This is a genomic window from Candidatus Cryosericum terrychapinii, from assembly GCF_003570925.1.
GTDB lineage: Bacteria > Caldisericota > Caldisericia > Cryosericales > Cryosericaceae > Cryosericum > Cryosericum terrychapinii.
Genome location: NZ_QXIS01000033.1, coordinates 109182 through 122279 on the forward strand (window position 1 = coordinate 109182; position 13098 = coordinate 122279).

14 protein-coding genes and 1 tRNA gene are annotated in these 13098 nt (G+C 57.3%); 8 read left to right on the forward strand and 7 right to left on the reverse strand.

All coding sequences use genetic code 11. The features are described from left to right. Nucleotides 1–153 precede the first annotated feature (153 nt). A complete protein-coding gene (locus SMC7_RS06205) occupies nucleotides 154–894 on the forward strand; it encodes a glycerophosphodiester phosphodiesterase family protein (RefSeq protein ID WP_119089486.1) in 741 nt (246 codons plus the stop codon). After that, on the forward strand, nucleotides 894–2168 hold the full coding sequence (gene codA / locus SMC7_RS06210) for a cytosine deaminase (RefSeq protein ID WP_119089532.1): 1275 nt from the start codon (nucleotides 894–896) through the stop codon (nucleotides 2166–2168). Before SMC7_RS06205 ends, codA begins: the two co-directional genes overlap by 1 nt. A gap of 89 nt (nucleotides 2169–2257) precedes the next feature. On the opposite strand, the gene SMC7_RS06215 is transcribed toward codA, so the two are convergent. Beyond that, complete coding sequence (locus SMC7_RS06215) at nucleotides 2258–2836, reverse strand: cysteine hydrolase family protein (protein WP_119089487.1); 579 nt, start codon at nucleotides 2834–2836, stop codon at nucleotides 2258–2260. Between the two features lie 167 nt (nucleotides 2837–3003). On the opposite strand from SMC7_RS06215, the gene SMC7_RS06220 reads away from it, so the two are divergent. Then, a complete protein-coding gene (locus SMC7_RS06220; protein WP_119089488.1) occupies nucleotides 3004–3309 on the forward strand; it encodes an amidohydrolase family protein in 306 nt (101 codons plus the stop codon). A 61-nt stretch (nucleotides 3310–3370) separates the two neighbouring features. Here SMC7_RS06220 and SMC7_RS06225 read toward each other — a convergent pair whose 3' ends face one another. Further along, nucleotides 3371–4048, reverse strand: a complete 678-nt coding sequence (locus tag SMC7_RS06225; protein WP_119089489.1) for a glycerol-3-phosphate acyltransferase — start codon at nucleotides 4046–4048, stop codon at nucleotides 3371–3373. A gap of 204 nt (nucleotides 4049–4252) precedes the next feature. On the opposite strand from SMC7_RS06225, the gene SMC7_RS06230 reads away from it, so the two are divergent. Then, entirely contained in the window at nucleotides 4253–4816 is a 564-nt protein-coding gene (locus tag SMC7_RS06230; RefSeq protein WP_119089490.1) for a manganese efflux pump MntP family protein, read from the forward strand. Nucleotides 4817–4850: 34 nt separating this feature from the next. Then, on the forward strand, nucleotides 4851–5630 hold the full coding sequence (gene udp, locus SMC7_RS06235; RefSeq protein ID WP_119089491.1) for a uridine phosphorylase: 780 nt from the start codon (nucleotides 4851–4853) through the stop codon (nucleotides 5628–5630). Nucleotides 5631–5881: 251 nt separating this feature from the next. Here udp and SMC7_RS06240 read toward each other — a convergent pair whose 3' ends face one another. From SMC7_RS06240 to SMC7_RS06250, 3 genes are read right to left on the reverse strand one after another with little or no spacing between them, the layout of a single operon-like run. Beyond that, nucleotides 5882–6106, reverse strand: coding sequence for a MoaD/ThiS family protein (locus SMC7_RS06240; RefSeq protein WP_119089492.1), 225 nt, complete (start codon nucleotides 6104–6106; stop codon nucleotides 5882–5884). A gap of 9 nt (nucleotides 6107–6115) precedes the next feature. Continuing rightward, nucleotides 6116–7549 (reverse strand): type I glutamate--ammonia ligase, encoded by a 1434-nt coding sequence (gene glnA, locus SMC7_RS06245; RefSeq protein WP_119089493.1) that lies wholly within the window; start codon nucleotides 7547–7549, stop codon nucleotides 6116–6118. A gap of 50 nt (nucleotides 7550–7599) precedes the next feature. Beyond that, nucleotides 7600–8961: an 8-oxoguanine deaminase gene (locus tag SMC7_RS06250; protein ID WP_119089494.1), complete on the reverse strand. Its 1362-nt coding sequence runs from the start codon at nucleotides 8959–8961 to the stop codon at nucleotides 7600–7602. A gap of 137 nt (nucleotides 8962–9098) precedes the next feature. Between SMC7_RS06250 and SMC7_RS06255 the strand changes: the two genes are divergently transcribed. Both SMC7_RS06255 and SMC7_RS06260 read left to right on the forward strand, forming a co-directional pair. Beyond that, the gene (locus SMC7_RS06255; RefSeq protein WP_119089495.1) at nucleotides 9099–9491 is read left to right on the forward strand and encodes a 4Fe-4S dicluster domain-containing protein; all 393 of its coding nucleotides are present in this window, start codon (nucleotides 9099–9101) and stop codon (nucleotides 9489–9491) included. After that, a complete protein-coding gene (locus SMC7_RS06260; protein WP_119089496.1) occupies nucleotides 9488–11338 on the forward strand; it encodes an aldehyde ferredoxin oxidoreductase family protein in 1851 nt (616 codons plus the stop codon). Before SMC7_RS06255 ends, SMC7_RS06260 begins: the two co-directional genes overlap by 4 nt. An 80-nt stretch (nucleotides 11339–11418) precedes the next feature. Here SMC7_RS06260 and heR read toward each other — a convergent pair whose 3' ends face one another. Then, nucleotides 11419–12222, reverse strand: coding sequence for a heliorhodopsin HeR (gene heR / locus SMC7_RS06265; protein WP_119089497.1), 804 nt, complete (start codon nucleotides 12220–12222; stop codon nucleotides 11419–11421). 104 nt (nucleotides 12223–12326) lie between these two features. After that, nucleotides 12327–12413 (reverse strand) — tRNA-Leu (locus SMC7_RS06270). Nucleotides 12414–12529: 116 nt separating this feature from the next. Here SMC7_RS06270 and SMC7_RS06275 point away from each other — a divergent pair. Further along, nucleotides 12530–13081: an RNA polymerase sigma factor gene (locus SMC7_RS06275; RefSeq protein WP_165845198.1), complete on the forward strand. Its 552-nt coding sequence runs from the start codon at nucleotides 12530–12532 to the stop codon at nucleotides 13079–13081. The last annotated feature ends 17 nt before the right edge of the window (nucleotides 13082–13098 follow it).

A 13098-nucleotide genomic window follows, 5' to 3' on the forward strand; every position in this document is an offset into this window, starting at 1 on the left:
GCTTTTCGGTCCTCTCCTTTCCGTGTGCGGGCGTTGTCTGGCCCTCGGAGAGACATATTGTCTGTCTCCTGTTTCGGACTATCATTGGGTAGTCTCCGGCGCGCATTAGATGCCGGTCGAGCTGCTCTAGATCATGAATGAGGAGGCCTGACTATGCTCATACTGGGACACAGGGGGGAGCCTCGACTGGCTCCCGAGAATACGGTGGCTTCGTTCGCGCTTGTACGCAACGATCTGGACCACGGTGTCGACGGTGCCGAATGCGATGTTCAGATGACGAAGGACGGAGAACTGGTTGTCATCCACGACGAGAAGGTCGACAGGACCACGGACGGCCATGGCTGGGTGAAGGATTTCACACTGCAGGAGATCCGTAAACTCGATGCTGGCGTTCGGTTTCCCGGACCCTTGCACCACGAGCCGATTCCTACAATGCGGGAAGTCTTCGAGGTCTTCGACGGGACACGGGCGACGCTCAACGTCGAGCTCAAGAATTCGGAGATCGCGTACGCGGGGATGGAGGAACGACTGCTGGAACTGGCAAGCAGGTACTCGTTGAATGTCGTCTACTCTTCATTCAATGTCCAGAGCATGGGAGTCATCCGGAAGCTGGACGCCAAAGCACGGACTGGGCTGCTGTATGCACCGTGGCTGATCAAGGCTCCAGACGTGGTCGCAGCTGCTCGTGAGCAAGGCGCCAACGCAATCCATCCGTACGTTCTCAACACCCTCGACGGGCTTATTCGTGAAGTACACGAGGCTGGTCTGGCAATTGCGCCATGGACCGTCGACCTGAGCGTGCTCGTGCGTCATTTTGTGGCCTCGGGGGTCGAGACCGTCATCAGCAATGACCCGCGCATGGCGGCGGAGGCTGTTGCCGGAGAGAGGGGATGATGCTTGATCTGATTGTTCGTAACGCGAGGCTCCGTGTGAGTGGGCCGCTGATCGACATTGGCGTCCGGGACGGTCTGTTTGTGGGCGTTCAGCCCAGGCTGCCTGCGGAGGCGTCAGAAACCATCGATGCGGCCGGATGTTTCGTGACACCTCCGTTTGTCGAGTCGCACGTCCACCTCGATACGACGCTCACGGCGGGCGAACCCAGATGGAACGAGAGCGGAACGCTGTTCGAGGGGATCGAATGCTGGTCCGAACGGAAGGCGCTGCTCACCGAAGAGGATGTCGTGCGTCGTGCCACAAAGGCGATCGAGTGGCAGGTTTCGCATGGTATCCTGCACATCCGGTCGCATGTAGATATCTGTGATCCGAAGTTGACTGCGCTCCGGGCGCTGATCGAAGTCAGGCGCGTCATGGCGCCATTCGTCGACATTCAGCTGGTGGCGTTCCCGCAGGACGGTATTCTGGGGTTCGAGGGCGGGGCAGTGCTGCTTGAAGAGGCCCTGCGTCTTGGTGCGGATGCTGTTGGAGGGATCCCTCACTATGAACTGACACGTGAGGACGGTGTCGAGTCTCTGAAGATCATCTTTGCGCTGGCTGAGAAGTATGGGAAGCTGATCGACGTGCACTGCGACGAGATCGACGATGAACAATCTCGCTTTGTCGAGGTCATGTCGGCTCTGGCTCTGCGTACGGGGATGCGCGACCGGGTTACCGCAAGCCACACAACGGCCATGCACAGCTACAATGGGGCGTATGCATCGAAACTCCTGAGATTCTGCGCAAAGAGCGGCATCAACTTCGTCGCGAATCCCCTGGTGAACATCCACTTGCAGGGACGGTTCGACACGTATCCCAAGCGGCGTGGTCTGACGCGGGTCAAGGAGATGGCGGCCATGGGCATCAATGTCAGCCTTGGTCATGACGACATTCTTGACCCCTGGTATCCAATGGGGACCGGGAGCATGCTGGACGTGGCACATATGGCCGTGCATGTCGCCCAGATGACGGGACGGGAGGAAATGCGTTCCGTTTTTCACATGGTAACGGATGCCGGAGCTCGTACGCTGCACGTTCAGGATTCCTACGGCATTGAGGCGGGCAAGCCGGCTGACCTGGTTATTCTGGATGCTCTCGACGAGCTGGATGCCTTGCGACGACAATCCGTCGCCCGAGTTGTACTGAGCAAGGGAAAAGTCGTCGCACGAACGACGCCGGCCGAAACCACCGTTTTCCTGCAGGGCACTTCACATCCGATCGACTACCTGCGATAGCGAGAACAGTAGACTGGATTCCAGGTTGTGCGACCAGACAGCTGGCTCACCCAAGAGCCGGCTGTCAGCATTCCGAGGCAGCGAGGGCGCTAGAGGCCCAGTGATAGCTCGAACTGCGAGACAGTCATGATCTCCACTCCCATGGCAGCCAAGTCTCTGAGGTTGGACAGCTGGATCTCGTCCGTCTGGGACGCAGTGGCATCTGAGAGTACGGTCGTTGCATAGTCCAGCGAGAGAGCGTCGTTTGCTGTCGCACGTATGCAGTTGGGAGTCTGCACGCCGGTAAGGATTAATCTATGGGTGCCGAGCCGGCGCAGGAGCGCGTCAAGGTCGGTCGCGAAAAATGCCGACCATCGGGTCTTGACGACAGTGAAATCCCCGGAGGTGGGCGCAAGCTGAGGCAATTCTTCTGCTCCGGGAGTTCCGGCAACCAGAAACCCTCCCGTCTCCGCGAAGAGCGCTCGCCGACTCTGGTCGACGTCTATGCCCGTGGCCCGATGCCGGCGCGTTGCATGGATAATCGACGCATTGGCGGACCGAGCAGCTTTCAGTGCTCTCTGGAGATTCGGTACCATAGCGGGGCCGCCTGCAACAAACAGCGGCGATGCCGGAGACAGAAAGTCCTGCTGCATATCGATGACAAGTACTGCAACATCAGTAATGTTCACTGGTTCCTCCTCGGCAGGCCACAACTATGTGGCCAGTATATGCGTTTTGGCTCGCCACTCCACGTGAACATTATGCATCCTTGCAGTTTTTCGTTGCATAACTATAATTCGCTTACCGAAGAAAAGACCGAAGGAGGTGCAGCTTTGCCCTTCAGGAAAGGAGCCGTATGATTCTTGTTCAGGGAGGTACGATCCTCACTGTCACGGACGGCGTCACCGAGGGCCATTCCAACTACCCAGCCAAGTACCCGCGGATCTCACTGGGCCTTCTTGTTGGTCGCGGCATCTCTCCTGAGCAGGCTCTTGGGTCCGTCACAAGCGTTCCAGCCGGGACCCTTGGGCTCGACGGGTATGGCGAGATACGTTCTGGGTCTGTCGCTGACCTGGCGTTGTTCAAAGCGCAGCCATGGGAGCCCGAAGGAGTGACCGAACGCACGTTCGTCGGTGGAAACGAGGTGTACGCTCGCTCGTAAGCCGGTAAGAGCAAGGGCCCCGGAAGGGGCCCTTGCTTCTCTCGAGGACTTGCCGCCGACGCTAGGGCGTTGGCGGCAGATTGTTGTCTCGATAGTGGTCCATGAAGCGGTCGCGCATGCCATTGGCATAGTTGCGGAGCCGTTGCCGTTGCGCCCGGACGTGGAACTGATTGCCCTTGATGAGGACTGAGGCTGCAAGGGCGACGACGATGACGTAGTCAGGATACCACGGCTTGTGGAGGACAATCCAGATGGCGGCAGGGACAGCCCCAATTGCTGAGATGAACGGAGAGAAGTGCACCTTGGCTTTAATACGGGGAACGAGCTTCCAGATGACACCGGCGATAGCCGCAAACGGAAGTGCCCACAGGATCGCCACCGGGTATCCCTGCAGCAGAATCCCCAGGGTTGTCGCGACACCGCCTCCACCTCTGAACTGGAAGAAGACTGGCCAGTTGTGCCCGACGATGACGGCCGTGAACGAGACAATCGGGACCCACGAGGGGATTGACATGGAATGTAGGACGAGGCTGAGCACATAGCCCTTCATGACATCAAGCAGCCCAACAGTGAGGCCATAACCCCAACCATACTGGCGGACACTCCCCGAAACGCCAGGGTTGTCCTTCAGTCGAATATCCTCGTGTTTGACCAGGAAGCTGAGGACAAGGCCCCAGCAAATAGAACCCCACAGGTACGATGTCAAGACCAATGCCCCGTACTTGAGCCAGATGTTCATCAGGATCCTCCTGACCGTTACTCGATGTCTGAATACATTACCAGCGATTCGCTCCCACTCGCAGCCTCAGTTTATATCAATGTTCCGGCTTGTAAAGCAGGCTCTTGCCGGTATACTTTTCTGCACGCTGCGCTGCGCTCGCCCAGCGATGACCATCGTTGTTTCTGGTGTTGCCTGTGATGCCACAGTTGTCGTGGAGGTCGTATGGGCTTCTGGACAGTTTTCGTTATTGCGGTGGGGCTTTCGATGGACGCGTTCGCCGTGTCTGTGGCGAACGGGTGCCGGATAAAGCGAGTGACTCTGCGCGATGCGTTGTGGTCAGGCTGGTGGTTTGGTGGGTTTCAGATGCTCATGCCCGTGCTGGGCTGGCTCGGGGGCCTCGTGCTCAGAGACCTTATCCAGAGCTTCGGCCATTGGGTTGCATTTGGTCTTCTCGTGTTCGTCGGCGGCAAGATGCTTGTCGAAGCCGTGCGTGGTGGAAAACATGAGGGCGAGGGCGAGGCAGAGAGGCGCAGCACGCGCGACATGCTGGTCCTTGCCATCGCTACAAGTATCGACGCTTTGGCGGTTGGTCTGAGTTTGTCGATACTGCGAGTATCGATCTGGTGGCCTGCCTTGCTTATTGGGTTGGTGACATTCGCGTTCTCGCTGGCAGGCACTCTCCTGGGTTGCACCGTCGGAAAGCTGGTCAAGGGCAAGGCTGAGATTGTGGGTGGCCTTGTCCTTATTGGTATTGGGATCAGGATATTACTGCAGGGGTTGCACTAGAACGGATCGCTGCGCAAAGAAAGGAGACTTACATATGGCACATACGTTGTTCAATGATGAGTACAAGTATCACATCAAGGTGAAGCAGGGTGATGTTGGCAGGTACGTTCTGTTGCCTGGTGACCCCGGTCGCTGCGAAGTCATCGCCAGGTGGTTCGACAACCCGGTGAAGGTTGCCCAAAACAGGGAGTATGTCACATATACGGGAACTCTCCTGGGCGAGAAAGTCTCGGTGACGTCGACCGGAATCGGAGGTCCATCGACCGCCATTGCAGTCGAAGAACTCGCGATGGTCGGCGCGGAAACATTCATACGCGTCGGAACGTCAGGCGCAATGCAGCCCGCAATCGGCGTTGGAGATCTGGCGATCGTCACAGCTGCGATCCGCGACGAAGGGACGACCAGGCAGTACATGCCCATCGAATTTCCGGCAGTCGCCGACATTGATGTCACGCTAGCACTCAGAGCTGCGGCCGAAAAACTGGGTCTTACGTTTCACCTTGGTGTATCTCAATCGAAAGACTCGTTCTACGGCGAGGTTGAGCCTGACCGCCAGCCACTTGCAGAGGAGTTGAACGCGCGTCGCAGGGCCTGGATTGCCGGCGGAGCCGTGTGTTCGGAGATGGAGGCTGCCACAGTGTTTGTGGTATCGAGCATTCTTCACAAGCGTGCCGGTGGCGTCATGCTCATCGTCAACAACCAGTTTGCAGAGGGCGGACACGAATCCCATCATCCGATATTGGACCGGCTCATATCGACCGGAATCGAAGCGATCAAACTGCTCATCGAAGAGGACCGTGTTGTCCGTCGCTGAGTAACGTTTCTGCGTAGGAATCGCAGGCCCTGGGTTCGATGCCGGGGCCCATTCCGACGCTGGGATAGACTGCAGTTCTTACTCTGTTTTTCGCTCGGCTGGGATGTAACCGTCCCCGCTTCCGTCGGTCTGTCGTGGCCCAATACCACAACTAATCCGCGCTTGTTCCGCTGAGTTGAAAAGACTTCTTCAACGCTATCAACGACAGCCTGGTGACGCCGCTATGTGGCGTCAACTATCTCGAGAGCCGGTCAACCGCCTCCCAGGAACGGGATGATGAAAACCGTATCTTCCTCCTGCAGTTTGGTGTTGTAGGGCCTACGCTGTCCGTTGACAAGCACGAAGCCTGCACGGTCGCGGTCAATGCCCAATGCTGCAAGCAGGCCGGCGACATCTGTTCCGGTCGGCACTTGGACTTCGTGCAGGTCTCCGACCTGATCGGCGACAATGGCATGCAGTTTGAGCTTTATGAGCATCCAGTCCCCTCAACAGTCGTAATACAGCTCGAATTCTTTGGGATGAGGCAGGCGGCGGAGCGCTTCTGCTTCGTTCTTCTCCTTGTAGGAGCAGAACGCTTCAACAAATGCAGGAGGGAAAACGCCGTCTCGTGTCAGGAAGTCACTGCCACGTCTCAGGGCTGCGAAGGCTTCGGAAAGCGAGGTCGGAAGCACCGGAATCCTGCGGACAATTTTCTCGGGTAGTTTCTCAATGTCCCCTGTGTATGGGCCGAGATGAAGCGCTGTCGGGTCCGTTTCCTTCTCGATGCCATCGAGTCCCGCAAGAAGCATTGCGCTAATGGCGAGGTAGACGTTGGTCGTGGCATCCGGGGGGCGGAACTCGATGCGTTTTTCTGCCGCCGTATCCGCATAGATGGGGATGCGAACCGCCGCGGTGCGATTGCCCAGCGAGAAGAACGCCCGGATGGGGGCCTCGAATCCCGGAACGAGCCTCTTGTAGCTTATCGTAGAAGGGTTTGTGATACCGAGAAGAGCCGACGCGTTGCTGAGAATGCCGCCGATGTAGTGAACGGCGAGCGGCGACAGGTCGTAGGGTTCTCCTCCCTTCTGGTAGAACGTTGGTTGTCCTTTCTTGGTCAAATATTGATGGAAGTGCATTCCTGTCCCGGCCTGACCGGCAATCGGTTTGGGCATGAAGGTTGCCGTCATTCCCATCTGCCGGGCAAGATTCTTGGCGAAGTACTTGATCTTCTGCGACGCGTCGCCCATGGCGCGTGGCGTGCAGGGCATAACCTCAAGCTCGATCTGGCCGGCTTCCCCGGCCTCATGATGGTGATAGCGGACGGTTACCCCGACATTTTCCAGCATCTGAACGAGTGTGCTTCGATAGTCGAAGAGGCGGTCGAGTGGCTGCTCTGCATGGTATCCTCGTCCGTGGCGGATCGCGTAGCCCTGGAGTTGTGAGTTGTCGAGCGATACCGTGCTGCCCGTTTCTGCGCTCTCGATCGAGAAGAAACAGGTGGTCTCCGAGGACTTGAAATCGACATTCTGGAAGACATAGAACTCGAACTCGGGGGCAAACCAAGCCGTATCGGCATACCCTTTGGACTTCAGCAAGGCTTCAGCCTGTTCTGCGATAAATCGAGGGTCGAGGGCAAAGCGTCGATGGGTGTGGGGCTCAAGGATGTCACAGAAGACTGCAACAGTAGGGACTTTGGCAAATGGGTCCACGAACGCTGTCGACCGGTCCAGACGCAGGAGCATGTCGCTGCGCTCAACCGACGCGAATCCAGGGATGCTGGAACCGTCGAAAGCCACCCCCTGAGTCAGGAACCGCTCGTCGACGCGGGACAGAGGAACCGTCACATGATGCAGGCCGCCGAACAGGTCCGTGAATTTCAGGTCGACCTGAGCGATCTCGTGTTCTCTCGCGTAGTTCAGAAACTTCTGAAGCGTTTTCATACCTCTACCTCCAGAGAAGCTGCCGGCTGGACGTGATCCGCGGCGCGACACTAACGTGCCATGAGGTGCGCCGCTATTGTATTCTGCCTGGCCACCAGAGCCCGAATGTCAATATTCGTGAACTGGCCGTTCTCGATGAGAACCTTGCCGTTGACCATGTTGAGACTGACCTGCTTGGCGTCGCACATGACCGGTGCTGTGAAGGGGTCGTGCAGGCCGCCGGCGAACTCGAGAGTGTCGAGATCCCACATGATCAGATCGGCCGCTTTCCCGACCTCGATGCTGCCGATGTCCGAGTCCATGTGTAAGACTCGGGCGCCGCCCATGCTGGCCATAGCCAGAGCTTCGCGCGACGTAAGTGCGCCGGCTCCGTATTTCACCCGCTGGAGCAACATCGCCAGGCGTACCTCACCGATGAATGAACTGGTATCGTTGCTGGCACTGCCGTCGACGCCCAGGCCGATGCGCATGTTTGTTTGCTTCATGACCGTCACGGGAGCGATGCCGGAGCCGAGGCGCATATTGCTGGCAGGGCAATGGGCCATGCCGCACTCATGCTCGGACAGCTTGCAGATGTCGGCGTCGGACGCCCAGACGATGTGGGCGAACCAGGAGCGAGGAGTAAGCCAGTTGACCTCCCCCATGTAGTCGACTGGACGGAAGCCAAATGTCTGGAGACAGAATTCTTCTTCATCCTGTGTTTCGGCAAGATGCGTATGGATGAGCACATCCTCTTTCTCGGCCAGAGCTGCCGTCTGCTTCATCAGGTCTGTCGTGACTGAGAAGGGGGAGCACGGGGCCAGAGCAATGCGGGTCATTGCATACCGACTGCGGTCGTGGTACTGATGGATGACACGTTCGGACTCCGCCAGAATCTCCTCATCCGTCTGCACTACGCTGTCAGGAGGTAGTCCCCCATCTTTCTTGCTGAGCGACATACTGCCACGTGTGGGATGGAAGCGCACGCCGACATCGCGAGCCGCACATATTTCAGCGTCGATGATAGCGTTATTGCCATACGGATACAGATAGAGGTGGTCGGTCGTCGTCGTGACGCCTGTCTTCAGCATCTCGCAAATGCCGATCTGAGCACTTGTATAGACAGCCTGTTCGTCGATGTACTTCCAGTGTTCATAGAGGAACGTCAGCCAGTCGAACAGCTTGGCATGTTCGACCTGAGGAACGTTCCGAAACAGCGTCTGGTAGAGGTGATGGTGGGTGTTGACGAAGCCCGGCATCATCAGCATGTGCTGGCCTGAGACGACGCGGTCCGCGGGAGTATCAAGGACAGGTACCCCTGTGCCAATGGACGTGATGACATTGTCGTCGACGACCACATATGCATCTTTGAGTTCCTGTCGAAGAGCATTGCCCGTCATCAGGAAGGCGATGTCTGTGATGAGTGTTCGCATGAACAGCCTCCGTTAGTTCCTTTCTATTGTACCGCCATTGGGGCCGCAATCAACGCGCAGTCCGCTTGCTTCCATTGCCACAGCATCTTGCTATAATCGGAACAGAATATGTTGTCGTGACAAGGATAGGAGGTCGCATGAAGCACATCATCGTCAAGCCTGAGAGTTGTACGGGATGCCGTTTGTGCCAGCTCACATGCTCGGCCCAGAACTTCAGGCTCAACACACACAAGTCTGCTCGCGTGGGGATCGTGCCCCGTTTTCCAGAGGGCTATTTCGAGGTTCATCTCTGCAACCAGTGCGGTGTCTGCCAATCTGCATGTCTGGTTGAAGCGATTCTTGTCGATGCGAACGGAGCCTATGTGATCGACGATTCCAAGTGCATCGATTGCGGAGCTTGTGTAGACAGCTGCCCGCAGAAAGCGATCTTCAGGTCACCCGCAAGTCCGCATCCCTACATGTGCAATCTTTGTGGGGCCTGTGTGCCAAACTGTGCGGCGCAAGCTCTGAGTTGGGAGGAAGAGCGATGATAAATGGTTATGGTGGCTCGATACTGCGTGTCGACCTGACCACTAGGTCGGTCAAGCGAGAGCCCGTGACGCCCGAGTTGGCTCACGATTGGCTCGGCGGTCGTGCATGGATCGCAAAGTACATGTATGAGGAGCTTCCTGCGGGTGTGGATCCGCTCAGCGCAGCAAACAAGGTGTTTGTAGCAACGGGGCCTCTCTCGGGTACGTTGTGGCCTTCCAGTGCCAAGATTGTGTGGGGCACTAAGTCTCCGCTGACGGGAGGCTACATCGACAGCAACATGGGTGGCCTGATCATGGCGGAACTCAAGTACGCTGGCTTGGACATGATCATCCTTGAGGGTGCTTCGGCAATCCCGGTGTACCTCTGTATCGAAGACGACAAGGTCGAGGTACGTGACGCCTCCGGCTACTGGGGCGAGGGTTCCGTTGACACTGAGTACGCACTGAAGCGCGATCTCGGGGAGGACTTCCAGATTGCGACTATTGGCCCCGCTGGCGAGAATTTGGTGAAGTTCGCATGCATTACCCATGACGTAGGACGTCAGGCAGGCCGAGGGGGAATCGGGGCGGTTCTGGGCTCAAAGAAGCTCAAGGCAATCGCTGTGCGTGGAACGAAGCCAATCCCGGTCGCTGACATCGAGGGCCTCCGGAAGCACACGACCTCCGTCATCGACTTCATCAAGAATACGGCGTTCTTCCCGACCTTCTCCAAGTATGGCACGACGGATGTCACGGACTGGTGTGACAGCGTCGGAGTCATCCCTGTCAACAACTTCCAGCATGCGCAGTACCCCAAGAAGGACCGTATCAATGGCAAGTACATGCGAGAGCAGATATATGTACGCGACAAGGGCTGCTATGCGTGTCCTCTGGGCTGTTCCACCTACACATATTCGAAGAAATACGATGTCCATGTCGAAGGCCCCGAGTACGAGACGATCGGTCTGATGGGCTCCAATCTCGGCATGGACAGTATCGAGGAAATTGCCGTGCTGAACGCCGATGTCGACAATCTCGGCATGGACTCCATCTCTTCTGGATCGGCGGTAGCTTTTGCGATGGAACTGTATCAACGGGGGATCTTGACAAAGGAAGATTTCGGTGGATTGGAGATGACATGGGGAAACGTGCATGCTGCACGCGCATTCCTGAGGCTCATCGCTGCTCGGCAGGGTATCGGGGCGACATTTGCAGAAGGAGCTCTTGCTGCTGCGCGCATCATCGGCAAGGGTACTGAGAAATATGTCGTTCAGGTAAAAGGACTGGACTATTCCGCCTATGATACACATGCTGCCCCTGCCATGATGCTTGCATACATGACCTCAGACATCGGAGCCCAGCACACACGCGCCTGGGCGATCGTCCAGGACATCACCATGGGGCGCGGCTCCACTGAAGGGAAGGGACAGGTGGTCTATGATTTGCAGCACCTGCGTCCTCTCATGGAAGTGCTGGGCGTCTGTCGCTTCCCGTGGCTCGAGGTGAAGGTCCCCTGGGAGGACTACGTCACCGCGCTGAACCTGGTCACTGGACAGCACTACACGACGGAGGGGCTGTTCGCCTTCAGCGAAAAGGTGTGGAACCTGACGCGAGCGTTCTGGACCCGTGAGGTCGATGGGTTTGGACGTGCCTGGGACCAGCCGCCGGCCAAAATGTATGAGGAGATGCCTGATGGGCCCACGAAGGGCGCTCGCGTGACGCAGGAGATGGTGGACCAGCTCCTTGACGGTTACTACCAGGCGTACCGCTGGGATCAGAACGGCCTGCCGACAGCCCAGAGGCTGCGTGACGTCGGTCTCGGTTCTGTGGCAGACGATCTGGTGAGGCGGGGACGGATCTCAGACTGAGTCCCTGTGTGAAGCTGGAATCCGAAGACGCCCAGGCAGATACCTGGGCGTTCATCACATTGCGAGAGTGGAGTGTCGGTCTACTTGCGAGCCACCGCACCGAAGAAGATCTGCCAGGCAAGCGCTGACTTGGCGACGAGTGAGAGGAGGACATACATGCGTTCGCCGAAGATGTAGTCGCGCCACTTCCCAACCTTCCGGTACTGCAGGACCATGTTGATGGCGAAGCAATTGAAGAAAACGAAGATAGTGCCAAGGATGTAGTAGACGAAGGTGGGGATTGTCCCTGTTGCGCTGGCTGCAGCACTGAAGAAGTACATGCAGATGACGACCCAGGGGACCAGGCCGACGATCGAGCCGAAGATGAACGATGTCCAGTTAGTCCGCGCCGTCGTCTGGTTGTGCAGTTCCATCATGAGTCCGAACAGGTTCATGGCTGCATTGAGGAAGAAGATCATGATGGCGCTGGAAAGGTCGTACATGCCGGACAATTCGGCGATGATGACGATCATGACGGACGAGCTCAATGCGTACTCATACCATCGGATGTAGTTGATGCCATGCCGCAGGTTTGCCTTGTACCAGTCAAACACACCGGGAAAGACGGTCACAAAGTGGGCGATCGCCGACAGCAGGAGAAACACGGCAATTGCCGGACCCAGTCGAAAGGTGCCAAGTGTTGCCGGAGTAGGGACGGGCATTCCTCCTGGCCCGCCCGCCTTGAGATAGTCGGTCGTGATGGGTACTGTCAGTCCCTTCCCCCAGCCGAGAATGACGATGAAGATTGCCTGTCCAAGGTGCAGAAGACCCATGAGGCCGTTGTAGATGCGCAGCCGGTTGAGGTCATACGATGAATGCTGTGATTCTTGTCTGTCTCCCCCCATTGCTTGCCTCCTAATGTTAGAAATACTAAGAATACTATTACGATGATTATAGTAAACCATGAAATCTTTGTCAAGGGGGATGTGCAGAACTGTTTTCACTGGAATGGTGCCGAAGGAGGGAATTGAACCCACACGGGTGTTACCCCGGCAGATTTTGAGTCTGCTGCGTCTGCCAGTTCCGCCACTTCGGCACGGCCCTATTATACGTGCGGGCCGAGAGCTGTCAAACTGGTGCTCACACCGCAGCAGGCTGGCACCGGCTCCTATGCACAGCGGCTTAGATTCGTATAATGGCTTTATGGATGACATGCCGAAGCTCGCACAGACTATCGATCAGGTCGTGGCGGGGCGAACCGACCTGTACGAGTCCATTGTGCGCTACTATGAGGGATTCGTCTTCTCGGTGGCCCTTCGCGTGACCTTCGATCGTGATCTGGCCTATGACGTCACACAGGAGACCTTTCTGAAGTTGTACAGGAGCCTCTCCAAGTTCCGGGGGCAGTCGCGGCTGTCGTCATACTTGTATCGCATTGCCACGAATGCCGGCATCGACGCCGCGCGCAAACGGTCCCAGCACCCGGTGAGTTCCGGCGATGCCCAAGCTGATCTGCTGACGGTCGAGGCTCCACAGACTGCCAGCGATGGTCCAGATAGAGAAGAGGTCAAGTTCGCTCTTCGAGCCGCTTTGCAGAAGATCGACCCTGTGTTCAGGGCGGCCTTTGCCCTCGTCGACCTGGACGGCCTGAGCTATGAAGATGCGGCCTTCAGGCTCGGAGTTCCAGTGGGGACCGTCAAGAGCAGAGTATTCCGTGCCCGTGGTGAGCTGCGTAAACTCCTGTCGGGAACCTTGGGGCGTTGAGCACGTCTTATGGATGG